The organism is Streptosporangium sandarakinum (genome assembly GCF_013409935.1).
Taxonomy (GTDB): Bacteria; Actinomycetota; Actinomycetes; order Streptosporangiales; family Streptosporangiaceae; genus Streptosporangium; species Streptosporangium nondiastaticum.
Genome location: NZ_JACCCO010000001.1, coordinates 1,244,941 through 1,266,500, shown reverse-complemented (window position 1 = coordinate 1,266,500; position 21,560 = coordinate 1,244,941). Strand labels below are relative to the sequence as shown.

The following is a 21,560-nucleotide window of genomic DNA, read 5'->3' as shown; positions in this document are numbered from 1 at the left end:
AGTACAGCAGCAGGAATGAGGTCCGGACAGGCAAGGACACGACGAAACCCCGGACGGGCCCACCGGCGGTTCTTGTAGTTTCATCCAATTATGCGGATACGTGACCTGCTCGCCGTCGAGGAGCTCCGGCTCACCCTCCTCGCGGGCGAGGAACACCTGGACCGGAGCTTCACCGGCGTGCAGATCACCGACCTGCCGGACCCGGGACGCTACCTGTCGCCCGGCGAGCTGGTGCTGTCCGGGCTCATGTGGCGCACCCGCCCCGAGGACTCCGAACGGTTCGTGCGCCGCCTGGTCGAGGCCGGGGTGGCCGCGCTCGGCGCCGGCCGGGCCTGGCTCGGCGCCGTCCCCGACGACCTGGTGCGGGCGTGCCGGGAGTACGGCCTGCCGCTGATGGAGGTGCCGGTCGAGGTCTCCTTCCGGACCGTCGCCGAGACGATCACCCCCCGGCACGCCGAGCTGCGCGACGCCCTCGGCCGCCACCGCCGGATCGTCGCCGCCGTCGCCGAGGGCGCGGGCCTTGAGGAGCTGTTCGCGCTGATGGACGCCGAGCTGCGGATGACCGGCGCGGTCGTCTCGGCCACCGGCGCGGTCATCGCCGGGACGCTCCCGGACACGAACACGAACACAGACGCGGGCACGGCAGCCGTTCCCGGCGCCCGGATCGGGGCCGGGACGGGACGGGGCTCGGACGGCGAGGCCGTCGCCGTCCGGCTCGCCCGCGAGTTCCTCACCGCGCCCCGGCTGCCCCACGTGGTCCGCACCCCGGCCGGGACCTTCACCCTGTTCGGCGTGGGCCGTGAGCACCGGGCCGCCGGGTGGGCGCTGGCCTGCGGCGGCGACCTGATCGCCGAGACGGACCTGGGCTTCGAGCTGGCCGCCTGCGTCGCGCTGGAACGCGGCCGGATGGAGGAGGGGCGGCGGGTCGAACGCCGGCTCGCCGGGCAGCTCGTCGCGCTGGCCGCCTCCGGGGCGGGCGGCCAGGCCGAGCTGGGGGCTGCGTTGCGGACCTGCGGGATCGGCCCGGCCGAGCCGTACCGCGTGGTGAGCGCGACCGTGACCGGGCCCGGCGCGGCCCGGGAGGCCGACCCGGCCGCACTCGGCGGCCGGATCCTGGAGGAGCTGCTGCGCCCCCGGGCCACTGCCGCCGCGGTGACGCCCGACGGGGCGCTGGCGCTGGTGCCGCTGGCCGCCGGCGCGGCGAGCGGCCCCGGCGGGTCGTCACGCGGTACGGCGAGCGGCCCCGGCGGGTCGTCACGCGGTACGGCGAGCGGCCCCGGCGGGTCTGCTCCGGCGGGTCAGGTGGCCGCCGGTGCGGCCGGGTCGCCGGACCGCGCGGCCGGCGGACGGCCCTGGACGGCGGACGAACCGGCCGGGGCGCTGCGGGCCGGGACGAAGGTGCTGGCGGAGGGGCTGCCCGGCCTACGGGTGTCGATCGGGGTGAGCGCCGCGCTGACCGGCTCGCCCGCGCTCCGGGGCGGCCTGGAGGAGGCAGGGCACGCCCGGCGGCTGGCCGAGGCGCGCGGCGGGGGAGTCGTCACCAGCGACGAGATCTACACGCACGCGCTGCTGCTGGCGACGGTTCCCGGCGACGTGCGGCGGTCGTTCACCGAAAGGACGCTGGACCCGATCCTCGACTACGACCGGCGCCACCGGTCGGAGCTGCTGCGGACACTCGACACGTTCCTCGACTGCGCGGGGTCCTGGAACGCCTGCGCCGAGCGCCTGCACGTCCACGTCAACACGGTCCGCTACCGCATCCGCCGGGTGGAGGAGCTGACCGGGCGGGACCTGTCGACGATGACCGACCGGGTGGACCTGTTCCTGGCGCTCAGGGCGTCATGACCCCGCTGCGTACGGGGGCCGCCTCCGCACCGCGCGCCTCCCGCAACGCGGCCTGCTCCTCGGCCAGTTGCCTGTCCAGGTCCTTGATCCCCATCGCCTGTGCGCCCGCAACGGACCGTGCCAGATGGTCGGCGGCCTCGTCGATCTCGCCGAGGAGACGCGAGGCGCGGGCCAGACCGAGCAGCAGGTACGGCTCGGCGATGTTGGCCTTCGCGGCGCGCACACATGTCAGTGCGTTCTCGTAACAGGCCTTGGCTGAGGCGGGGTCCCCCCGGTCGACGTGGACCTCCCCAAGCTTTTCCAGCACGATGGCTTCGTGGTAGGAGCGAAACTCATCATCTTTGCGGATCTTGTCAAGGGCGTCGTTCAGGACGGCCAGCGCCTGGTCCAACCGGCCCAGCCGATGGTGCGCCAGCCCGATGTAGGCCATCGCGTAGTGCTCCCCTGACCGGTGGCCGATCGCCTTGGACACTCTCAGCTGCTCCTCAGCGCAGCGGAGCACTTCCTCATGGCGTTCTTGATAGTTGTAGATCACTGCCAGGCTGCCGAGCGCCTTCTGCTCGCCGTGCGGGTCGGACAACTGCCGACAGAGATGCAGTTGCCTCTGGAGATGGGGCACGGCCTCTGCGGCGCGGTTGTTCATCTCCAGGGCGATCGCTACATAGTTGTGCGCGTTGGCCTTGATGTCGCGGTCGTACAGGCGGCGCCCTGTCTCAAGGGTCTGCCGACTGATCAGAAAAAGGTCTGAAGAGGCTCCGGAATAGTAAAGAAACCAGTAGAACGCGAAGGCCAGAGCGACGCCGAGACGAGCTGTCCGTTCCTCTGCAGCGGCCATTGCCTGCGAGGCCGCGGCCACGAGAGCGACCCGCTCGTGCTCCAACCATTCATGGGCCCCATCCGGGGAAATGAGGGGAAGGGGAGTCACGTCTACGGTGACTCCCGCCGACGTCCAGCGGGGATATCGCGGATGCTGGAGGATCTTCGCCGCCAGGCAGACCGCCGAGATGTAGAACTCCAGCGCGCGGTTCAACATCTCGTCCAAGGCCTTGCGGGTCTCCCGATGCAAGGCCTGCTCGCTCGCGAACAGGCGCACCAGGTCGTGCAGCCGGTACCTCCCGGCCCCGTCGGCCTCCACGAGGTGGCCGTCGGCCAGCCGTTCCAGGGCGCGCTCGGCCTCTTCGGCGGGGACGTCCAGGAGGGCGCCGACGACGTGCGGCGTCACATCGGGCACCCGCAGCACCCCCAGCGCGCGCAGCGCGCGGGCGGCCTCGCGGTCGAGGTGGTCGGCGCTTCCGGTGAGCAGGTCGTAGCTGACCCCCAGGCTCGACCGCACCGCGATGTCGCCCGCCTCCAGCTCCCGCAGCCGCCTCCGCTCGTCCCGAAGCCGCTCCACCAGGTCGGCGACCTCCCACCGGGGCCGGTTCGCCAGCCGGGCCCCGGCGACGGCCACGGCCAGCGGCAGCCCGCCGCACAGCTCGACCAGGTGTGCCGTGGCCTCCGGGTCCCGCCCGGTCCGCTCGGCGCCCGCCAGCTTGGCCAGCATGGTGGTCGCCTCCACGTGCCGCAGCCGGCCGATCGGCACGTGGACGCAGTCGTCGACCAGGGCGAAGGTCCGGCGGCTGTTCACCAGGACCGTGTTGCCCTCCGGCACCGAGAGCAGGGGGCGGACCTGGGGGAGATCGACCGCGTCGTCCAGCACGACGAGGAGGTTCCTGCCGTCGAGCAGGCTGCGCCACAGCGCGGCGGCCTCGTCGACGTCGGTGGGCACGGCCTGCGGGGCGACCCCCAGGGCCCGCAGGAACCTGCCGAGCACCTCCAGGGGTTCCAGCGGTCGCAGGCCGGGGGTGGCCCCGTGCAGGTTCGCGTAGAGCTGCCCGTCCGGGAAGCGATCGCGGACCGCGTGCGCGGCCCGGATTGCCAGGGCGGACTTGCCCGCCCCCGGCGGCCCGGTGATCGCGACGACGTGGTGGGGCAGGCCGCCGTCCCAGGGGGAGAGCAACGACCTGAGCCGGACCAGTTCCTCGGCGCGGCCGACGAAGCCACCCGGGTCGCGCGGCAGCTGCCGGGGGAGCGGAACGTTCCCGGCGGTCACGGAGGTCCCCGCGGAACGCTCCGGCCCGGATGGAGATACCGGGCGCGTCACCTCGGTGGAGGAGATGATCCTCCGATGGAGGTCCCGGAGTGTGGGGGAGGGCTCCAGCCCGGTCCTCTCCATGACGGCCTTCGCCAGCCGCTCATAGGCGTGGAGGGCGGCGGCGCGGTCCCCTGCTCCGTGCAGGGCGAGCATGAGCTGCCCCCAGAGCCGCTCCCGCGTCGGGTTGGCGCCGGCCGCGGCGCGCAGGTCCGGTACGGCCTCCGCGTACCTCTCCAGTCCGATCCGGATCTCCGAGAACTCCTCCAGCGCGGTGAGGCGCTCTTCGCCCAGGCAGGCCGCCGCGTCGTTCAGGACCCGGCTCCCCCTGGCGTTCGGGAAGGGATCGCCCCGCCACAGGTCGAGGGCCCGCTGGTAGTGGTGGTGCGCGGCCTCTGCCCGGTGGTCCTGGGCGGTGCCCCTTCCCCGGCGGATGTGCTCGCGGAAGGCCAGCAGGTCGAGATCCTCCTCGCCGAGGGTGACGAGGTAGGTGTTCGCCTGGGTCTCGATCGGGGCCGAGCGGGGGGCGTCGGGGGAGAGGAGCCGCCGCAACGTGTGGACGTACGTCTTGAGGTTCTGCTCGGCGGAGGCCGGGGGCTCCTCTCCCCAGAGCGCGTCCGTCAGATACTCGAAGGATGCCGGGGTGTTGGCCTTGAGGAGGAGCGCCACCAGGAGTTGGCGCTGTTTCAGGCGGGGGATGGGGATGAGCCGCCCCTCGCCGTTGCGAACCTCCAGACCGCCGAGCATCAGAAATGTCATTCGTTGAGTCCCATGGTCAAGTGCGCCCAGGGTTCTCCGGGCGTCTCCAACGAATTCATCCAGCTTGATGGCATTCAGCTTACCGATCAAGGTGTCAAGGCAAAAATTTTCCGCTCATAATGTATCCCCGGTGTATCTCAGATTTTTGTTCGCCGCTGACATCGGCGAGATGTCGAATGCATGACCCCTATGAGGCGGGGGCGGTGGAGCTGAGCGTGCTTTCCCTGGAGGGCTCCGAGGTCCGTGAGTCTCGTCCGGCGGCGACTGGCGGTCGGTGGCCGCTTTTGGAAGGGATGACTCGCAGGTCACGCGGGGTGCCGGTTGCCCTGATGCCGGATGGGAGGGGGATCAGGGGCGCAGAAGGAGTGGGGGTGGGCAGGCCAAAGGGTGTGACGATTGGCATGGCCGATCCGTCGGGTGAAGCGCATGCTTTCCTTCAGGCGTGCGGCCGAGTGTCATGTCGGAGCATCTGGCGGAGGAGCCGGCTGAAAATTTCTTTCCGTGCTTCCGCTCGCTGCATTTTTGTCAAGGATTCTTTTCTTGCTTCCAATGTCTGGAAAATATTCACTCCAAGCCGGCTCGGTTTCGATCGGCGGAGGTGTGGGAGTCGCCTCGCTCGAAGCATTTATTCACCCATGGACGAAACGGGCGCCCTATGTGTTTCCACGGTGGGGGAGCCGTGGAAGCACATAGGGCGCCGGGTCGCTGCGAGGTCACGTGGCCGGCTCCGGGGTGGAGGAGTGCGGACAGCCGACCCCGCTTCAGCCGGGCTGGTTCCAGCCGAGCATCGACCCTGCGTACAGAGCCGATGCATGCTGGGTGCTTCCCTGTAAGGGGGCAGACGAATCGGCACTGGCGGCCGTAGCATGGCCTGCGACGGAGAACGCTGCGACCAAGAAGACGGCGAGGGCGGGCAAAGTGAGGCGTCGGCGCACGGGGGAGGCTCCTGTCGTGGGTTCTGCTGCTGGAAAGACATTTTTCAAGGAGTAACGTGACTGGTCAAGACTTGGTCGGGCAACGCATCAAAACCGTGCGCCGACAGCGTGGCCTTTCGCAGGCCCAGCTCGCCCACCCGGAATTGTCGGATAGCTATGTCTCTCTCATTGAGAGCGGGAAGCGTACCCCGACGCCTGCGGTTCTCGAACTTCTGGCCCGCAAACTCGACTGCTCTCTCACCTACCTCGTTAACGGTGTGACGACCGAGCAGATGCAGGAGATCGAGCTCAACATCGGCTACGCCCGGATCGCCCTGGACAACGGCGAGGTCGTAGAGGCACGGGCACGTTACGCGGAGGTCCTGGCGGATGAGGGCGTCGTCGGGCTCCCTCAGCTCAGGCAGGAGGCCGAATACGGTCTGGCACTCGCGACCGAGGCGTGCGGCGACCTGGACGGGGCGATCACCCTGCTCAACGGGCTCCGCCGGGACGACGCGGGAACGATGTCGCCCGAGCGTCACGTCGCCATCGTGGTCGCACTCTCGCGTTGTTACCGAGAGCAAGGAGACCTGGGTCGGGCGGTGGAGGTCGTCGAGCAGATCCTGGGTGGCGCGGTACGGCCCGCCTGGACCAATGATCTGGTGAAGCTGGGCACCCAGCTTCTGGCGGCCTACATAGACCGGGGGGACATGCTCCGCTCCCGTCAGTTCGCCGCCGAACTGCTCGCTGCGGCGGAGCTTCTCGGTACCCCGCTGGCGATCTCCTGGGCGAACTGGAGCGCAGCCATCGTCGCTGTTGAGACCGGGCACGAAGACGAGGCGGTCGCATACGCGGAAAGGGCTTTCGCCGTCCAGTCCGAGCAGGAGGATCCCCGCCTTCTCGCGTTGCTCCGTACCGACTACCTCCAGGTCATGCTGCTGGCACGTCCCGCGCAAGCCGAGACCTGGCGCGAAAGCCTGGTGAAGCTGGAGGGCGAGCTGCGGGAGAGTTCCTCCACCCCGATCAACAAGCTGCGTTGCACGATGAACCTCGTTCGTGCGGAGTTGATGCTCTCGCGTCCCGAGCAGGCGAATGCCCACATCCGTGCCGCCTACGACATCCTCAACGGATTGCCGCATGCGCTGCAGGCTGAGGCGCGTGTTCTCCTCTGTGAGACTTTCGCGGAGGTCGGCATGCACGAGGAGGCTCTGCGGGAGTTCGGCAAGGCGGAGCAGGCATTGACGTATCTGCCGTCCACCCGCTCCACCGCCCATCTCTGGCTGTCCGCCGCGCAGGTCCTGGAGCGGATCGACGAGCCCACGCGCGGGGCCGACGCCTACCGGCGGGCGCTGGCCTGCGTCGACCTGTAGGCCGCCCGGTGCCTGTGAAGGCCGCACCTCAGCTCTCACACCGTCCCGCCCCGCCTCCCCGGTCCTACGGCGTCCCACGGCGCGCCGTGGGACCGGGGCGGGGACTTCGGGACCGCTTGGTGGCGTCGGTAGCCTGGGAATCGCCATGAAGACTTCCCCAGTCGCGGCTGTGCTCGCGCTCCTCGCCGCTCTCGTACTCGGTACGGCGTTCGCCTCGCCGGCCCTCGCCCACGACGCCCTCAAGAGCAGCTCGCCCGCCAAGGACGCCAAGGTCGAGAGCCTCGACGAGGTGAAGCTGACGTTCACCTCCTCGGTGCGCTTCCCGGCCGTGGTCGTCCGGGGCCCGGACGACGCCGCCCACCAGGACGGCAAGCCGGTGGTCGACGGCCCGGTGGTGACGCAGAAGGTCAAGGCGGACCTCCCGCCGGGCCGCTACGTCATCGCCTACCGGGTCGTCTCCTCCGACGGTCACCCGATCGAGGGGGAGATCCCCTTCACGCTGAAGGGATCGCCCTCGCCCTCCGCCACGGCGACCGCCGAGGCGGAGGCGTCGCCGTCCCCGGCCGCCTCCACGCCCCCGGCCGTCTCCGGCCCGGGAGCCTCCGGGGAGACCGCCGGTGCCACGGGTGCGGCGGAAGCCCCGGCGGCGGCCGGTGAGCCGGCCTCCTCGGGCGGGATGCCCGGCTGGCTGTGGCTGGTCGTCGGCGGCCTGGCCGGAATCGGCATCGGCATGTTCTTCAGCCTGCGAGGAAAGGGCCGGAAGCAGTCGTGAGCACCCGGGAGGAGGCCGCGCGGGCCGTACCGGACGCGCCGGACGAGCGGGGGTGGACCACCCGGGCGGTGTGGCTGGGGCTCGCCGTCGCCGGAGCGGCCCTCGTCGCGCTGGTGATCGCCATGTTCGCCGGCGGCGCGGCGACCCCGCGCATCATCCCCGGCCTGCCCGACGAGGGCGCGGTGACCCGGTGGGGCCTGCCGGTGGCCAAGCTCACGATGGACGCCGCGGGCGTGGTCACCGTGGGCACGCTGCTGGCCGCGGCCTTCTTCTTCCCGGTCGACAAGGGCCTGCTCGGCAAGCCGGCCCTCGGCTACGTCAGGGCCGCGTCGTGGTCGGCGCTCGTGTGGGCCGGAGCGGCGGCCGCGACGATGGTGTTCACCCTGTCCGAGGTGCTGGGCCTGCCCGTCGCCGACGTGCTCGGCGGCGACGAGCTCACCAGCTTCGCCAGCCAGGTGTCCCAGGGCATCGCCCTGACCCTGGTCGTGCTGTTCGGGGTGGCGATCGCGCTGTTCGCCCGGGGGGCGATCACCGCCGGCACCGCGGCGGGGCTGCTGGCCCTGGCCCTGGTGACGATGCTGCCGCCCGCGCTGACCGGCCACTCCGCCTCCTCTCCCAACCACGACCTGGCCACCAGCGGTGTGGCGCTCCACCTGCTGGCCCTCGCCCTGTGGGTGGGCGGGCTCGCCGCACTGTGCGTGCACGCGCTGCGGGGACAGCCGCAGCTGGAGGTCGCCGCGGCCCGGTTCTCGGCGATGGCGCTGTGGTGCTACGTCGCGGTGGGCCTGTCCGGCCTGTTCAGCGTCATCGCGCGGCTCACCTCGATCTCGGAGCTCTTCACCTCCGCCTACGGCCTGCTGCTGGTCGCCAAGACGGTGGCGTTCGCGCTGCTCGGCGTCTTCGGGTGGTGGCACAGGAAGCGCACCCTCCCCGGGCTCGCCGGCGGCGGGCGCGGCGGGTTCGCCCGGTTCGCCTCCGTCGAGCTCCTCGTCATGTTCGCGACGGTCGGGCTGGCGGTCGCGCTGGGCCGTACCGCGCCGCCCCCCGCGGTCCTGCCGGTGGACCGCGCCTTCGAGGCGCTCGGCTTCAGGATGCCGCCGGAGATCTCGGTGGCCAACCTGGCCACGCTGTGGTGGTTCGACCTGTTCTTCGCCACCGTGGCGGCCGTCCTCGGCGGCCTCTACCTCGCCGGGGTCGTACGGCTCCGGCGGCGCGGCGACTCCTGGCCCTGGGGGCGCACCGTCTCCTGGTCCATCGGCGTGCTGATCCTGGTGCTCTCCACCCAGAGCGGCGTGGCCCGCTACGCCAAGGTGCTGTTCAGCGCCCACATGGCCGAGCACATGACGCTGTCCATGCTGGTGCCGATCCTGCTGGTGCTGGGCGCCCCCGTCACGCTGGCGCTGCGCGCGCTCAAGCCCGCCGCCCGGCGCGGTGACCGCGGCCCCCGCGAGTGGCTGACCACGATCCTGCACAGCCGGTTCGTCCGCTTCGTGGCCCACCCGGGGATCGCCACGGCGATCTTCATCGCGTCGTTCTACATCCTGTACTTCACCCCGCTGTTCCCGGCCGCGATGGAGGAGCACCTCGGCCACATCGCGATGACGCTGCACTTCCTGATCAGCGGCTCCCTGTTCTTCTGGGTGATCATCGGGGTGGACCCGGCGCCGCACCGGCTGCCGCACTTCGCCAAGCTGCTCCTGCTGTTCGTCACGATGCCCTTCCACGCCTTCTTCGGCATCGCGCTGATGAGCATGGGCACCGTCCTCGCCCCGGAGTGGTACGAGCAGCTCGGCCGCGCCTGGGGCACCTCCGCCCTGGCGGACCAGCGGACAGGCGGCGCCATCACCTGGGGCTTCGGCGAGATCCCGACGCTGCTCGTGCTGCTCGCGCTGGGCTTCCAGTGGTGGCGCGACGACGACCGCAAGGCCCGCCGCAACGACCGCCGGGCCGACGCGGTGGCGGCCCGCACCGGTGGCACCGGCGACGCCGAGCTGGACGCCTACAACGACTACCTCGCCAGGCTCAACCGGCGGGACCGCACCGCCGAGCCCGAGTAGGCGGCACGACGGACACTTCCTCCCTTTCGCGGCGATGGCTCCGGTAGCCTGAGTTCAGGGGGTTCGGGCATCCGCAGCGACGGCCGCGCAACGAGGCGCGGCGCGCCCGCTCACGGATCAGCCACGTGGCCGGCCGGAGGGCCGGCGGGCGCCACGCGCGCCGGGAAGGTCGAGGAGTGTCCGAGGAACCGCGCACGCGCGAGGGGTGGAGGCCGGCTCTCGCCGGGGAGCTCCGGGAGCGCCTGGACGCCTGGAGCGGTCGCACCGGGATCGCCGTCGAGACCTGGGCGCTGCCCGGCGAGGAGGCGTCAGCCGAGGTGGCCGGGGCCGTGCTGGCGGTGCTGGAGGAGGCCCTGGCCAACGTCGAACGGCACAGCCGGGCCCGGGTGGTCTCCGTCGCGGTCACCCTGGGCCGCGGCGGCCTGCGGATGACGGTGAGCGACGACGGCGCCGGTTTCGCCGGGCAGGCCGCCGGACGCGGGGTGGACGCCATGCGCGACCGGTTCGAGGCCCTCGGCGGCACGCTGAGCGTCCACGGCGTCAAGGGGGAGGGCACCACCGTCACCGGGACGCTGCCCCGCCGGTAGGCGGGTCCGGAGCGGCGGGGCGTCAGGGCGTCAGGGCAGGGTCAGGATCTCGTGGCCCGTCTCGGTGACCAGGATGGTGTGCTCGAACTGGGCGGTCCGCCTGCGGTCCTTGGTCACGGCGGTCCAGCCGTCCGGCCAGACGTCGTACTCGATGGTGCCGAGGGTCAGCATCGGCTCGATCGTGAACGTCATGCCCGGCACCAGCGTGACCGCCACCGACGGGTCGTCGTAGTGCGGCACGATCAGGCCGGAGTGGAACGTGGTGCCGATGCCGTGCCCGGTGAAGTCGCGGACCACGCCGTAGCCGAACCGCTTGGCGTACGCCTCGATGACCCGGCCCACGACGTTGAGCTGGCGGCCGGGGGCGACGGCCTTGATGGCGCGGGCGGTCGCCTCGCGGGTGCGCTCGACCAGCAGGCGCGACTCCTCGTCGACGTCGCCGACCAGGAAGGTGGCGTCGGTGTCGCCGTGCACGCCGTCGATGAAGGCGGTGATGTCGACGTTGACGATGTCGCCGTCGCGCAGCACGGTGTCGTCGGGGATGCCGTGGCAGATCACCTCGTTGATCGAGGTGCACAGCGACTTGGGGTATCCGCGGTAGCCGAGGGTGCTGGGGTAGGCGCCGTGGTCGCAGAGGAACTCGTGGCCGATCCGGTCGAGCTCGTCGGTGGTGACGCCGGGCGCCACGTGCCGGCCGACCTCCTCCAGGGCCTGGGCGGCGAGCTTTCCGGCCACCCGCATCCGCTCGATGATCTCCGGGGTCTTGACGTCGGACTCGCCGAGCCTGGGGGCCTTCTTCCCGACGTACTCCGGCCGCGCGATGTCGGCGGGAACCTTGCGGGTGGGTGAGATCCGTCCGGGCTGGAGCAGTGTCGTCATGGTCCCCCAGTCTAGTTGGCTTCCCACTGGGCAGGATTGCCCTCATGAGGGATCAGTGGTGGTTCTGCCTGAAGCACATGGCGGTCGAGCCCGACGAGGGCTGCCCCAACAAGGACCGGATGGGCCCCTACGGGACCCGTGAGGCCGCGGCCGACGCGATGAAGACCGCGGCCGAGCGCAACGAGGCGTGGCGGGAGGCCGACCGCGCCTGGGACGACGACTGAACGGCGGGCCGGCCGCGCCGGGGGCCGGCGGCCGAGGAGGTCGCCGGACATCCTCCCGGACATCGTTCCGGACGGTGTCCCGGAGGATGATCGCGCGGGGGAGCGGCCGGACCGGGAGCGGCCGGATGACGGCCGTCGCGCCGTCACTCGGCGATCTGTGGGCCGCTGACCCTCTCCAGCAGCCGGGCCAGCCGTTCGCGCAGGCCCGGCCGCCGGCCGGTCTCGCCCGCGGCCATGCTGACCAGGTGCTGGGCGCCGTCGAACGACAGCGGCGCCCGCTCGGGGACGGCCAGCGCCTCGTGGGCCAGCCCCTCCAGGTCGGGGTCGCCGCCGTCCAGGGCGAGGATCGTCGCGCCGGTACGGCGGGCGTCGCCGACCCGTTCCAGCAGCGCCTCGGGGGCCCGGTCCTCGGTCACCACGAACAGGGTCTCGCCCCGCCCGGCCCGTTCGATCCGGTCCAGCCCGATCCGCAGGTGCGCGGGAGCGCCCGGGGGAGGGCTCCAGCGCACCAGCGTCGGGGCGAGCTGCGGCAGGCCCGCCAGCCGGGCCTCGTCCCCGAGGTGCGCGGCCAGGTGCCAGGGCTCCTCGGCGGGGGTGCCGACCACCAGCAGGCCGCCGGGTGACCGGGTGGTGCGCAGGGCCAGGCCGAGCGCGCGGGTGCGCTCCACCCAGCCGGTCGAGCCGAGGATGTCGCGGAGGAGTGCGACCGACCGAGCGTCCATCCGATCATCGTGCACCAGCCGCCGGGGTCCCGCCAGGAGATCTCCGGACGCGCCTGGCATGATCTGGGGATGTGGCGGGGCCGGGCGTCCCCGGGCGTCCGGCCGGCCGACGATCATGAGGAGCGATGAGTGAGCACTGATATCCCGGACGTGAGCGGCATCTCGATCGGCATCCTGGGCGGGACCGGCGACCAGGGCAAGGGACTGGGCCGGCGGTTCGCCCTGGCCGGTCACACCGTGCTGATCGGCTCGCGCAGCGCCGACCGGGCGCGGGAGGCGGCCGAGAGTGTCGGCGGGCCGGTCCGCGGCGCCGACAACCGGGCCGTGGCGGCCGAGGCCGACGTGGTGATCGTGGCGACCCCGTGGGAGGGGCACCGGCCCACCCTGGAGTCCCTGCGGGACGAGCTGGCCGGCAAGATCGTGATCGACTGCGTCAACCCGCTCGGCTTCGACAAGAAGGGCGCCTACGCGCTGGACGTCGAGGAGGGCAGCGCCGCCCAGCAGGCCGCCTCGATCCTGCCGGAGAGCCGCGTGGTCGCCGCCTTCCACCACGTCTCGGCCGTCCTGCTGCTGGACCCGGAGGTGGAGCGGATCGACCTGGACGTGCTCGTGCTGGGCGACGACCGCGAGGCCACCGACACGGTCCAGGCGCTGGCGAGCCGCATCCCGGGCGTCCGCGGCGTGTACGGCGGGCGGCTGCGCAACGCCCGCCAGGTCGAGGGGCTGACCGCCAACCTCATCTCCATCAACCGCCGCTACAAGGCCCACGCCGGTTTCCGGGTCACCGACGTCTGACGGCCGGCCCGCCGCGCCGGGTTCGGCGGCGGAGCCGGTGATCCCGCGGACCCGGCCCGTCAGATCCAGCCCGCGTCCTCGGCGGTCCCGCGGACCCGGCCCGTCAGATCCAGCCCGCGTCCTCGGCGATCCGGATGGCGTCGACCTTGTTGCGGGCGCCCGTCTTGGAGACGGCGTTGGTCAGGTAGTTGCGGACCGTCCCGGCCGACAGGTGCAGCCGCCCGGCGATCTCCTCGGCCGGGGCGCCCCGGGCGGCCTCCTTCAGCACGGCGGTCTCGCGAGGGGTCAGCGGGCTCGCGCCGTACGCGAGCGCCGAGGCGACCAGCTCGGGGTCCAGCACCCGCAACCCCTGGGCGGTGCGCCGGACCGCGTCCGCCAGCCGGTCACCGGGGGCGTCCTTGACCAGGAACGCCTCGATGCCCTCGGCCAGGGCCCGGTGGACCTGGCCGGGCTGTCCCATCGCGGTGAGCACCAGGACCCGGCAGCCGGGCACCTTCTCCCGCAGCTCCACCGAGGCGGTGATGCCGTCGATCCCCGGCAGTTCGATGTCCAGCACCGCCACGTCCGGCCGAAACCTCAGGGCCGCGTCGACGATCTCGTCGCCGCGGGTCACCTCGGCGACCACCTCGATGTCGGGCTCCAGCCGCAGCAGCGCCCCGAGCGCGGCCCGGATCATGTGCATGTCCTCGGCGAGCAGGACCCTGATCACGTCGTCACCGCCGCGTCCCCCGTCGTCGTCTCCGGATCCCCGGCGGCGGCGTCCCCGTCCCCGGCGGCCGCGTCCGGGCCCCTCCGCACCCACCGGCTCCCGTCCGCCCTCCTCCGCGGGGTCCCCGGTACGGCCGGCAGCTCCATGACGAGCCGGAACCCGTCGCCGGCGCGTTCGGCCACGACCGAGCCGCCCAGGCCCGACGCCCGTTCCCGCAGGCCGGTCAGCCCACCGCCGTCCGCCGCGCGCCCGCGGGCGCGGTCGTTGACCACCTCCAGCCGTACGGCGCCGCCGTGCGCGGAGGTGCTGATCGAGCAGGTCGTCGCCTGGCTGTGCCGCACCACGTTGGTGACCGCCTCGCGCACCGCCCAGGCCAGCGCCTCGTCGGCCTCGCGCGAGACCTCGACGTCGGCCAGGTCGGTCCGGCAGCTCACCCCGGACGCCTCCAGCAGCGCCACCGCCCGGTGCACCTCCCCGGTCAGCGACATCTCCCGGTAGCCCCGCGCCACCTGCCGCACGTCCTGGGCCGCCTCCCTGGCCACGCCGACCAGCTCGGCCAGCTCCGCCTCGGCCGCGGCGGGGTCGCGCCTGACCAGCCTGCGCGCGAGATCGCCCTTGAGCGCGACGGCGGTCAGGCTGCTGCCCAGGCCGTCGTGCAGGTCGCGGGAGATGCGCAGCCGCTCCCGGAGCACCGCGGCCTCGGCCAGCTCGGTCCGCGCCTGCGCCAGCTCGCGGCTGACCACGACCAGCCGGGTCACACCGTAGATGACGAAGCCGGTGATGAAGAGGGTGGTGACGCCCTGGAAGGCGTACAGGAACTTGGAACCCGGCATCCCCGCGCTCCACGCGGCGGCGAAGTGGATCACCGTCATGGGGACCAGGAACCCCAGGGCGAGCGGCGGTCGCAGGCGCAGCAGCACCGAGCCGAGCAGGATGCTCGGAGTGCCCCACCACCAGTTCCCGGTCCCGTTCGGCAGGAGCGGTATCGGGGCGTAGGCGGCGATGGTCTGCACCACGATCCCGAGGGTCACGCCGCCCGGCTCCGCGCCGCGCAGGGCGGCGCGGACGTGCCGGAAGTGGGGGACGAAGAAGGCGGGGAGCACGACCGAGAACACGGCGACCGCGGCGAGCCCGCCGGAGCGGACCATCACGATCACCGGGGAGATCGTGAAGCCCGCGGAGAGCAGCACGACCAGGCCGACGGCCAGGCGCTGGGGGGTCATTCGCATGTCACGGTGATTATTGCCTCCGGGGGTCCCAGCGGAACCAGCGGGATACCGCGAACAGCCCGATCGCCGCCCAGGCGGCGAGTTTGAGCGCGGGCCCGGCCGCCGCCGCGAGGTCGCCGCCGAAGGTGCCGTCCGCCGCGTACGCGATCCGGGCGATGTCGGCGACGGCGTCGGTGGGCAGCAGGCCGAGCAGCGTGCTCACCCAGCCGGGGAGCATCTCGGTGAGCGGCCCGAAACCGCCCGCGCCGACGCCCGCGAGCAGGAAGAACGGCATCGTCATGACGGCCCCGACCTCAGGCCGGGGGACGAGCGGGGTGAACGCCGTCCCCAGCAGGCACAGGACGGCGGCGCCCGCGACCACGGCCACCAGGAGCAGCAGCGGGTCGCGCGGGACCGGCAGGCTCGTCAGCGCGTACAGCGCGACCGAGACCACCGCCGCCAGCAGGGTGTTCTGCAGCACGAGGTTGAGGACCCCGCCGCCGAGGATGTCGCGGTCGGCCATCCCCGTGGCCCGCAGCCGCTTGAGGAGGAGCTGGTCGCGGCGGGTGGTCAGGGTGTTCACCACCTGGCCGAACGTCGCGAGGACCAGCAGCATCGACAGGATCCCGAGGTGCTGGGCCACCACGGCCTCCGGGTGGCCCGGCTGGAGGCGGTCCGCCATCACCGGCAGCCCGACGCCCAGGAGCAGGAAAAGAGTCACGGACGTGCTCAGCGCCGTCCGGTCCCGCCAGAACAGGCGGGCGTCGAAGCGGGCCACCGTCACCAGATCGCGCGCCGCCACGGTCACGCCACCTCCTTCGCGTGCTCGTTCTCCGGGTGCCCGTCGGCGTCCGCGGCGAGGTCCAGGAACAGGTCTTCGAGGGACGCCGTGCGGACCTCCAGGCCGTGCAGGCGCAGGCCGCGCTCGCCGGCCCAGTTCAGCAGGGTCCGCGCGGCGAGGTCGGGGTCGGCGACCCGGTACACCGCGGTCCGGCCCTCCACCGAGGACGGCGGGAGCGGCAGCTCCTCCGGCGTGACCGCGCCGGGGAGCTCGAAGGCGACCCGGCCGGTCTGGGCGGCGAGGGTCTCGGCCATGCCGCCGCTCGCCACGACCTCCCCGTGATCCATGATCGCCATACGGGAGGCCAGCCGCTGGGCCTCCTCCAGGTAGTGCGTGGTGAGCAGGACCGTGGTGCCCTGCCCGGCGAGGTCGCGGATGACGTCCCAGGTGTTCCGGCGGGCCTCGGGGTCCATGCCGGTGGTCGGCTCGTCGAGGAAGAGCACGTCGGGCCGGCTGAGGATGGCCAGGGCCAGGTCCAGGCGGCGCTTCTCCCCGCCGGAGAGCTGCCGCACCTTCGTGCCGGCCTTGGCGGTCAGCCCGGCCATCTCCAGGGCCTCGTCACGCGGCCGGGGGGCGGCGACGAAGTCGCGCCAGGCGTCCACGGTCTGCGCCACGGTCAGGTCGGGGAAGAACCCGGCCTCCTGGAGCATGATGCCGCAGCTCCGCCGTACCTCCGTGCGGTCTTTGACGGGGTCGAGGCCGAGCACGCGCACCGTGCCGGCGTCGGGGGCCGCGAAGCCCGCCAGTACCTCCAGGGTCGTGGTCTTGCCGGCGCCGTTACGGCCGAGCAGCGCGAAGACCTCGCCCTGCGAGACGTCGAAGGAGACGTCCCGGACGGCGGCGAAGTCCCCGTAGTGCTTACGGAGGCCGTCCACCAGAATCGCTGTCATGCCTCCGATGCTGGCGGGCGGACGCGCCCGGCGACAGTGAGGAATTCACAAATCCCCCCGGAAGGCATGGAAGGCGCGTAAGACCGGGCCCGGAGCCCCTGTGAGACCCTCTCCCGCCTCTTCTGACCCTGCCGTCTCCTCCGGTTCCCCGGGCCGGATCCCTTCCTCCCGGATCGGGGCGCGATCCGGCCGAATGACGGGCCGATCCCGTCGCGCCGGATCTGACAGCGGGCCTCCCCGCGGGTCATCCTTGTCGCATGAGCGAGCTTCACCCCGAGACGCGTGTCGTCCACCACCCGCAGCCGTCCCTTGAGGGCAGCCGGCCCATCGCGGTGCCGATCTACCAGACCTCCGGCTTCGTCTTCGAGGACCCGTCCGTCTTCGCCGACGGGATGGGCCGCCCGGACGGTCCCTTCGTCTACGGGCGGCTGTCCAACCCGACCGTCCGGTCGCTGGAGGAGGCCGTCGCCGGCCTGGAGGGCGGTGTCGGCGCCGTGGCCACCGCCTCGGGCATGGGGGCGATCAACTCGGTGCTGCTCGGCCTGCTCAAGCCGGGCGACCACCTGATCGCCCAGCGGGCCCTCTACGGCGGCACCGCCGGGATGATCAACGACCTGGTCACGAGGTTCGGGATCACGGTCTCCTACGTGCCCGAGGACGACCCCGGGGCGCTGCGCGCGGCCGTACGGCCGGAGACGAAGGTCGTCTACCTGGAGACCATCGCCAACCCGGTCACCCAGGTCGCCGACCTGCCCGGGATGTGCGCCGTGGCGCGCGAGGCCGGGCTGGTCTCGGTCGTGGACAACACCTTCGCCTCGCCGATCCTGTGCCGCCCGCTGGAGCACGGCGCGGACGTCGTGGTGCACTCCTCCACCAAGTACCTGAGCGGGCACACCGACGTCCTCGGCGGCGTCGCGGTCTTCGCCTCCGACGAGCTGTACCGGAAGGTGTGGCACTTCGCGGTCGAGCTGGGCGCCACCGCCGACCCGTTCGCGGCCTGGCTCACGCTGCGCGGCATGCAGACCCTGCCGCTGCGCATGGAACGGCACTGCGCCAACACGCGCGAGCTGGCCACCCGCCTGGCGGGCCACCCGGCCGTCACGGCCGTCCACTGGCCGGGCCTGCCCTCCCACCCCTCGCACGAGCTGGCGGTCAAGCTGCTGCCCGACTTCGGCGGCGTCTTCTCCTTCGACCTGGCCGGCGGGCGCGCCGCGGGGGAGAGGTTCATGAGCTCGGTACGGCTGGCGCTGCTCGCCCCGTCGCTCGGCGGCGTCGAGACGCTCATCCTGCACCCGGCGACCACCTCGCACCGCTCGCTGACGGCGGAGGAGCTCGCCCGGCACGGGATCGGCGAGGGCACGGTCCGGGTCGCGGTCGGCATCGAGCACATCGAGGACCTCTGGGCCGACTTCGGTCAGGCCCTCTCGTGAGGGCCCGCCGGCCGGGAACGGCGGGGAGGGATCACCGATGAGCGTGTCGATCGACGACGTGACGCGGGCCGCCGCGCGCCTGGCCGGGCGGATCCGCCGTACCCCGGTGCTGGAGGTGTCGCCGGAGCTGTTCCTGAAGCTGGAGCTGACCCAGCACACCGGGTCGTTCAAGGTGCGGGGCGGTTTCAACCGGGCGCTGGCCGCGGGCGACCTGCCCGCGGCCGGGCTGATCGCGGCGAGCGGCGGCAACCACGGGCTGGCGGTGGCGCACGCCGCGCGGGAACTGGGCGTCCGGGCGGAGATCTTCGTGCCCACGGTCTCCAGCCCGGTGAAGGTCGCCGGGCTGCGCGCGCTGGGCGCGGAGGTCACGCAGACCGGCGCCGTCTACGCCGAGGCGTACGAGGCGTCGCTCAAGCGGGCCGCCGAGACCGGCGCCCTTGAGGTCCACGCCTACGACCAGGCCGAGGTGGTGGCCGGGCAGGGCACGGCCGGGCTGGAGCTGCTGGAGCAGACCGGGGGCGTCGACACGGTGCTCGTCGCGGTCGGCGGCGGCGGGCTGCTCGGCGGGATCGTCGCCGCGCTGGACGGCCGGGCGCGGGTGGTGGCCGTCGAACCCGAGCGCATCCCCACCCTCGACCGCGCCCTGGCGGCGGGCGGGCCGGTCCGGGTCGAGGTCGGCGGGATCGCGGCCGACTCCTTGGGCGCCAGCCGGATCGGGGCCATCGGCTACGGCCTCGCCCGCGCGGCGGGGGTACGCGGCGTCCTGGTCGGCGACGAGGACATCGCCGCCGCCCGGCTGGAGCTGTGGCGGTCCTTCCGGGTGGCCGCCGAGTACGGCGGAGCCGCCGCCTACGCGGCCCTGCGGTGCGGGGCGTACGTCCCGGCCCCCGGGGAGCGGGTGGCCGTGGTCGTCTGCGGCGGCAACACCGACCCCTCGACCCTGGTCTGACCGCGCCGCCGTACCGGATCGCGGGCCGGTACGGCGGCGCGGCGGCGCGTCAGTGGTAGCTGTGCTCGGCGGCCGGGAAGGCCCCGCCGACCACCTCGTCGGCGAAGGCGCGGACCGCCCGGTCCATCTCCCCGGCGAGGTCGAAGTACTTCTTGACGAACTTGGCGGGGTGGGGGGTCAGGCCCATCAGGTCCTGCCAGACGAGCACCTGCGCGTCGGTGGAGGGCCCGGCGCCGATGCCGATGGTGGGGATGGACAGCGACCGGGTGACCCGCTCGGCGAGCTCGGCCGGGACGCACTCCAGGACCACGGCGAAGGCCCCGGCGTACTCCAGGTCCTTGGCGTCGGACATCAGCTCGTCGCCGGCCTGGCCACGGCCCTGGACGCGGTAGCCGCCGAAGGTGTTGACCGACTGGGGGGTCAGGCCGAGGTGCGCCATGACCGGGATGCCCGCCGAGACCAGCGCCTCGACCTGCGGCAGCACCCGGCGGCCGCCCTCCAGCTTGACCGCGTGCGCCCCGCCCTCCTTCATGAAGCGGGCGGCCGTCTCCAGGGCCTGCTGGGGGGACGCCTGGTAGGAGCCGAACGGCAGGTCGGCCACCACCATGGCCCGCGACGACCCGCGCACCACGGCCGCGGTCAGCGGCAGCAGGTCGTCGACGGTGACCGGCAGCGTGGAGTCGTAGCCGTACACGACCATGGCGGCCGAGTCGCCGACGAGCAGTACCGGGATTCCGGCCTCGTCGAACACCTTCGCGGTCATCGCGTCGTACGCGGTGACCATCGGCCACCTCTCGCCGCGCTCCTTGGCGGCGGCCACGTCGCGGACGGTGACCCTTCGTCCCGCCTGGCCGCCGTAGAGAGCGGTCGGCCGGCTCGTGACGGAAGAGGACATGGGAGCCTCCCTGTGAAGTCTCGAGGCGCCCCAGTGGCGTCCCCGGACGTCTTCGATGATTGCACGCGCTCCGGAAGGTGCAACACCCCCGCACCGCCAGGTAATCCAGTGGCGATCTTGTCGGGGGCATAGGACAGAATGCACCCGGAGGTAAGCAATAAAAATGGCCATCGAACCTTACCGTCGTCTGCTCGCGCTTCCCGGTGTGCGAACGCTGCTGCTGGTGGGCATGATCGCCCGCATCCCGTCCACGGCGACGGGCATCACGCTGACGTTGCACATCAACAACACCCTCGGCCTGGGATGGCTGGAGGCAGGCGGGGCCGGCGCGGCCACGACGGTGGGGATGGCCGTCGGGTCGCCGCTGGCCGGGCGGTTCGTCGACCGGTACGGCCTGCGCCCGGTGCTGTTCGTGACCACCTTCGCCCAGCTCGCCTTCTGGTCCACGGCGTGGGTGCTGCCGTACCCGGTGCTGGTCGTCGCCTCTGTGGTGGCCGGACTGCTGGCCCTGCCGGTGTTCAGCGTGATCCGGCAGTGCCTGACGGCCCTGGTCCCGCCCCACCAGCGCCGGATCGGTTTCTCCCTCGACTCGATCATGGTCGAGCTCTCCTACATGACCGGGCCCGCCCTCGGCGTCCTCGGCGTCACGCAGCTGGGCAGCGCGTGGACGATGTGCGCCGTCGCGATCGGCCTGACCGGCTCCGGCGCGGCCCTGATCCTGCTGAACCCGCCGATCCGTTCGGCCGAGGAGCTCTCGGCCCCGGCGGAGCGGGTGCCGCGCCGCCGATGGCTGACCTCCGGCGTCGTCGCGCTGCTCGGCACCGCCGCGGCGGCGACGTTCGTGCTGACCGCCTCCGAGCTGGCCCTGGTGGCGGCGGTGAAGGACGCCGGCGACACCGCGTGGAGCGGCGTGGCCATCGGGGTGTGGTGCCTGTACTCGCTGGTCGGCGGCTTCGTGTACGGCACGCTGCCCCGGGGCGCCTCGCCGCTGGTCCTGATCGGCGGGATGGGCCTGCTCACCGTGCCGGTGGGGCTGGTGAGCGGCGACTGGCGGTGGCTGCTGCTGGCGCTGCTGCCGGCCGGCCTGCTGTGCGCGCCGGGGCTGTCGTCCACGGTCGAGAGCCTCAGCCGCCGGGTCCCGGCCGCGGCGCGGGGAGAGGCGATGGGCCTGCACGGCACGGCGCTGCTGATCGGCGGCGCCGCCTCGTCCCCGATCGCCGGGGCGATCATCGACCACGGCGGGCCGGGCTGGGCCTTCGCCGCCGCCGGGCTGGTGGCGACGGGGATGGTGCTGATCGCGCTGCCCTTCTGGCGGCGGATGCCGGACGAGATCCCGGAGGAGCGGCCGGTGGCCGCCGCCGTGTGAGGCGCTCCGTCCCGGGGCGGTGAATCCGGGACGGTGAATCCGGAGCGGCGATTCGGGTGGGGACCCGGGGCCGGCCGGGCCGGCGGGTCCTCCCGGCGGCCCGCCCACGGCGGCCCGGCCCCGCCCCGGGATGTTTCCGGCGGATTGACATCCGGTAAATACGAAACGAAACAGTTGCGTATCGGAACCATGAGCGATACGGTCACGTTGCGAAACT

General features: G+C 72.7%; 18 protein-coding genes. 10 read left to right on the top strand and 8 right to left on the bottom strand.

Features of this window, described 5'->3' with window-relative positions:
* Positions 1-90: 90 nt before the first annotated feature.
* Positions 91-1,845, top strand: a complete 1,755-nt coding sequence (locus HDA43_RS05480) for a PucR family transcriptional regulator (RefSeq protein WP_179818634.1) — start codon at positions 91-93, stop codon at positions 1,843-1,845.
* Here the strand turns inward: HDA43_RS05480 and HDA43_RS05475 are convergent.
* Entirely contained in the window at positions 1,832-4,735 is a 2,904-nt protein-coding gene (locus HDA43_RS05475; protein ID WP_179818633.1) for an AfsR/SARP family transcriptional regulator, read from the bottom strand. The two genes, HDA43_RS05480 and HDA43_RS05475, sit on opposite strands and share 14 nt — an antisense overlap.
* Positions 4,736-5,726: 991 nt before the next feature.
* Here HDA43_RS05475 and HDA43_RS05470 point away from each other — a divergent pair.
* The 4 genes from HDA43_RS05470 (at position 5,727) to HDA43_RS05455 (ending at position 10,435) form a co-directional block, all read left to right on the top strand.
* On the top strand, positions 5,727-7,019 hold the full coding sequence (locus tag HDA43_RS05470; RefSeq protein ID WP_179818632.1) for a helix-turn-helix domain-containing protein: 1,293 nt from the start codon (positions 5,727-5,729) through the stop codon (positions 7,017-7,019).
* 145 nt (positions 7,020-7,164) lie between these two features.
* Positions 7,165-7,791, top strand: a complete 627-nt coding sequence (locus HDA43_RS05465) for a copper resistance CopC family protein (RefSeq protein WP_179818631.1) — start codon at positions 7,165-7,167, stop codon at positions 7,789-7,791.
* On the top strand, positions 7,788-9,848 hold the full coding sequence (locus tag HDA43_RS05460) for a bifunctional copper resistance protein CopD/cytochrome c oxidase assembly protein (protein ID WP_312873026.1): 2,061 nt from the start codon (positions 7,788-7,790) through the stop codon (positions 9,846-9,848). The genes HDA43_RS05465 and HDA43_RS05460 overlap by 4 nt, the downstream gene beginning before the upstream one ends.
* Positions 9,849-10,024: 176 nt before the next feature.
* Positions 10,025-10,435: a sensor histidine kinase gene (locus tag HDA43_RS05455; RefSeq protein ID WP_179818630.1), complete on the top strand. Its 411-nt coding sequence runs from the start codon at positions 10,025-10,027 to the stop codon at positions 10,433-10,435.
* A gap of 30 nt (positions 10,436-10,465) precedes the next feature.
* Here the strand turns inward: HDA43_RS05455 and map are convergent, their stop codons facing one another.
* Positions 10,466-11,314 (bottom strand): type I methionyl aminopeptidase, encoded by an 849-nt coding sequence (map, locus tag HDA43_RS05450; protein ID WP_179818629.1) that lies wholly within the window; start codon positions 11,312-11,314, stop codon positions 10,466-10,468.
* Positions 11,315-11,358: 44 nt separating this feature from the next.
* Between map and HDA43_RS05445 the strand changes: the two genes are divergently transcribed.
* Positions 11,359-11,538 carry a hypothetical protein gene (locus HDA43_RS05445; protein ID WP_179818628.1) on the top strand — a complete coding sequence of 60 codons (180 nt, stop codon included), beginning with the start codon at positions 11,359-11,361 and terminating at the stop codon, positions 11,536-11,538.
* A 143-nt stretch (positions 11,539-11,681) separates the two neighbouring features.
* On the opposite strand, the gene HDA43_RS05440 is transcribed toward HDA43_RS05445, so the two are convergent.
* On the bottom strand, positions 11,682-12,260 hold the full coding sequence (locus HDA43_RS05440) for a hypothetical protein (RefSeq protein ID WP_179818627.1): 579 nt from the start codon (positions 12,258-12,260) through the stop codon (positions 11,682-11,684).
* A gap of 129 nt (positions 12,261-12,389) precedes the next feature.
* On the opposite strand from HDA43_RS05440, the gene npdG reads away from it, so the two are divergent.
* The gene (npdG, locus tag HDA43_RS05435) at positions 12,390-13,055 is read left to right on the top strand and encodes an NADPH-dependent F420 reductase (RefSeq protein ID WP_179818626.1); all 666 of its coding nucleotides are present in this window, start codon (positions 12,390-12,392) and stop codon (positions 13,053-13,055) included.
* Between the two features lie 103 nt (positions 13,056-13,158).
* Here npdG and HDA43_RS05430 read toward each other — a convergent pair whose 3' ends face one another.
* From HDA43_RS05430 to HDA43_RS05415, 4 genes are read right to left on the bottom strand one after another with little or no spacing between them, the layout of a single operon-like run.
* Positions 13,159-13,764, bottom strand: coding sequence for a response regulator transcription factor (locus tag HDA43_RS05430; protein ID WP_179818625.1), 606 nt, complete (start codon positions 13,762-13,764; stop codon positions 13,159-13,161).
* A complete protein-coding gene (locus HDA43_RS05425; RefSeq protein WP_179818624.1) occupies positions 13,761-14,993 on the bottom strand; it encodes a sensor histidine kinase in 1,233 nt (410 codons plus the stop codon). The genes HDA43_RS05430 and HDA43_RS05425 overlap by 4 nt, the downstream gene beginning before the upstream one ends.
* Before the next feature lie 10 nt (positions 14,994-15,003).
* Positions 15,004-15,780, bottom strand: a complete 777-nt coding sequence (locus HDA43_RS05420) for an ABC transporter permease (protein WP_179818623.1) — start codon at positions 15,778-15,780, stop codon at positions 15,004-15,006.
* On the bottom strand, positions 15,777-16,703 hold the full coding sequence (locus HDA43_RS05415) for an ABC transporter ATP-binding protein (protein WP_179818622.1): 927 nt from the start codon (positions 16,701-16,703) through the stop codon (positions 15,777-15,779). The genes HDA43_RS05420 and HDA43_RS05415 overlap by 4 nt, the downstream gene beginning before the upstream one ends.
* Before the next feature lie 257 nt (positions 16,704-16,960).
* Here HDA43_RS05415 and HDA43_RS05410 point away from each other — a divergent pair, with 257 nt between their 5' ends.
* Both HDA43_RS05410 and HDA43_RS05405 read left to right on the top strand, forming a co-directional pair.
* Positions 16,961-18,133, top strand: a complete 1,173-nt coding sequence (locus tag HDA43_RS05410; protein WP_179818621.1) for a trans-sulfuration enzyme family protein — start codon at positions 16,961-16,963, stop codon at positions 18,131-18,133.
* 37 nt (positions 18,134-18,170) lie between these two features.
* The gene (locus HDA43_RS05405) at positions 18,171-19,082 is read left to right on the top strand and encodes a threonine/serine dehydratase (protein ID WP_179818620.1); all 912 of its coding nucleotides are present in this window, start codon (positions 18,171-18,173) and stop codon (positions 19,080-19,082) included.
* A 49-nt stretch (positions 19,083-19,131) separates the two neighbouring features.
* Here the strand turns inward: HDA43_RS05405 and panB are convergent, their stop codons facing one another.
* Positions 19,132-19,977, bottom strand: a complete 846-nt coding sequence (gene panB, locus HDA43_RS05400) for a 3-methyl-2-oxobutanoate hydroxymethyltransferase (protein WP_179818619.1) — start codon at positions 19,975-19,977, stop codon at positions 19,132-19,134.
* 163 nt (positions 19,978-20,140) lie between these two features.
* On the opposite strand from panB, the gene HDA43_RS05395 reads away from it, so the two are divergent.
* The gene (locus tag HDA43_RS05395) at positions 20,141-21,343 is read left to right on the top strand and encodes an MFS transporter (protein ID WP_179818618.1); all 1,203 of its coding nucleotides are present in this window, start codon (positions 20,141-20,143) and stop codon (positions 21,341-21,343) included.
* The last annotated feature ends 217 nt before the right edge of the window (positions 21,344-21,560 follow it).

Coding starts and splice junctions, on each gene's coding strand:
- HDA43_RS05395 (WP_179818618.1), top strand. CDS start 20,141: ATGGCCATCGAACCTTACCGTCGTCTGCTCGCGCTTCCCGGTGTGCGA.
- panB (WP_179818619.1), bottom strand. CDS start 19,977: ATGTCCTCTTCCGTCACGAGCCGGCCGACCGCTCTCTACGGCGGCCAG.
- HDA43_RS05410 (WP_179818621.1), top strand. CDS start 16,961: ATGAGCGAGCTTCACCCCGAGACGCGTGTCGTCCACCACCCGCAGCCG.
- HDA43_RS05415 (WP_179818622.1), bottom strand. CDS start 16,703: ATGACAGCGATTCTGGTGGACGGCCTCCGTAAGCACTACGGGGACTTC.
- HDA43_RS05445 (WP_179818628.1), top strand. CDS start 11,359: ATGAGGGATCAGTGGTGGTTCTGCCTGAAGCACATGGCGGTCGAGCCC.
- HDA43_RS05465 (WP_179818631.1), top strand. CDS start 7,165: ATGAAGACTTCCCCAGTCGCGGCTGTGCTCGCGCTCCTCGCCGCTCTC.
- HDA43_RS05475 (WP_179818633.1), bottom strand. CDS start 4,735: ATGACATTTCTGATGCTCGGCGGTCTGGAGGTTCGCAACGGCGAGGGG.
- map (WP_179818629.1), bottom strand. CDS start 11,314: ATGACGACACTGCTCCAGCCCGGACGGATCTCACCCACCCGCAAGGTT.
- HDA43_RS05480 (WP_179818634.1), top strand. CDS start 91: ATGCGGATACGTGACCTGCTCGCCGTCGAGGAGCTCCGGCTCACCCTC.
- HDA43_RS05405 (WP_179818620.1), top strand. CDS start 18,171: ATGAGCGTGTCGATCGACGACGTGACGCGGGCCGCCGCGCGCCTGGCC.
- HDA43_RS05425 (WP_179818624.1), bottom strand. CDS start 14,993: ATGCGAATGACCCCCCAGCGCCTGGCCGTCGGCCTGGTCGTGCTGCTC.
- HDA43_RS05440 (WP_179818627.1), bottom strand. CDS start 12,260: ATGGACGCTCGGTCGGTCGCACTCCTCCGCGACATCCTCGGCTCGACC.